The sequence below is a fragment of the Candidatus Magnetobacterium casense genome, assembly GCF_019173545.1.
GTDB classification, from domain to species: Bacteria; Nitrospirota; Thermodesulfovibrionia; order Thermodesulfovibrionales; family Magnetobacteriaceae; genus Magnetobacterium; species Magnetobacterium cryptolimnobacter.
Map to the genome: position 1 here is coordinate 1 of NZ_JABXWD010000601.1, position 1605 is coordinate 1605.

The 1605-nt window shown below is 49.2% G+C and carries 1 protein-coding gene; it reads right to left on the reverse strand.

The genetic code is table 11. The features are described from left to right. A partial coding sequence (locus HWQ67_RS17980) for an ATP-binding protein (protein WP_218254070.1) occupies positions 1-1605 on the reverse strand: 1605 nt, incomplete at both ends.

Sequence of the window (1605 nt, forward strand, 5' to 3'; positions counted from 1 at the left end):
ATTGTATTAAAAAGCTGACTGAAGTTGACAGGCTTGCCAATAACGGCGTTGAAGCCATTGTGTATATAGCCGTCTACCTCGTCACTCATTACGCTTGCCGTTAAGGCAATAATGGGTATCGGGACATTGGCAACGGATGATGACGCCGGTAATGCCGCTTCCATGGCACGAATATGTCCTGTGGCCTCAACTCCGTCCATATTGGGCATCTGTATATCCATCAGGATAAGGTCAACGGGATTATCCTTAAAACATTCAATTGCCTCTATGCCATCCCTGGCCACCAATACGGTATGTCCCTCACGTTGCAGACGAGTCTTTAGCAAGACAACGTTTTCTTCAAGGTCGTCTGCAACCAGTATCCGAAAGAGCCTGTGTGGTTTTGCCGTATGCACGCTGCCATCGTTGACATCCACGCCTCTGAACATGTACTGTGCCGGCTCATTTGTCCGATTCATGCTGACGGTAAAGTGAAATGTACTCCCCTTGCCGGGTTGACTTTCCACCCATATGCGGCCACCCATCATCTCAACCAGTTGCCTGGAGATTGTCGTGCCAAGGCCCGTGCCGCCAAAGCGTCGTGTCGTTGAGCTATCAGCCTGAGTAAAGGCATCGAATATACTATCTATTCTGTCGGCGGATATACCGATCCCCGTATCGATGATGTCAAAGCAGACGAGGTCTGCCTCCGTGTGTGAGTATACGGATATGCGTATGCTGCCCCTTTCTGTGAACTTGATGGCATTACCTGTAAGGTTTATCAGTACCTGCATCAGACGCAATGGGTCGCTTGTGAAATTGCTGCCGGCAAGGCTTGAATCAACGCTGAAGGCAAAATCGAGTCCTTTCTCACGTACATTGACGTCAAACATTTGGTGCAGACTCCCTAGCAAGTCGCTGAGGTTAAAAGACCTCAGTTCCATGGTCATCTTACCGCTTTCCAGCTTGCTGATATCGAGGATATCGTTTATCAACCCCAGTAAGGTATGTGCCGAATTCATGATGATGCTCAGGTAGCGTTTTGTTTCAGTGACTGTCATGCTGGAGCTATCGATGAGCAGTTCGACAAAGCCTATTATTGCATTCATGGGGGTCCTGATTTCGTGGCTCATGTTTGCCAAAAAGGTGGCCTTGACCCTGGCAGATACCTCGGCGGCCTCTTTTGCACTGGCAAGCTCTGCCGTGCGTTTTTGCACACGCAACTCCAGGTCATCGTAGGCGCTTTTGAGGTTTGTCTCTGCATTTTTGCGTTGTACTATCTCCTGTTGCATCTGCTCTGTCCTGGTGTCGAAGATACCGGCCAGGAGTTCCAGCTCATCGTCTGTCCCCAACGGACTGCACTTGACAACCCCTTCGTGGGACTTCTCAACCCTGGTACACAGCGTCAGGATCGGCCTGCATATACTGTTACCCATCCTGATGGCAATAAAAATGGCGGCTATAATAAAAAAGATACCCACAAAAAACAGCCTGGTAATAGCATCAAGGATAACCTCTCTGTACTGCGACCTCAACGCCCCAAGCTCAACGGATATATTCAACCGGTTAAGGATAGGATAGTCCGGGGGTGCATAATTCCTGAATAAGACGTAGGATTTTTGTGCC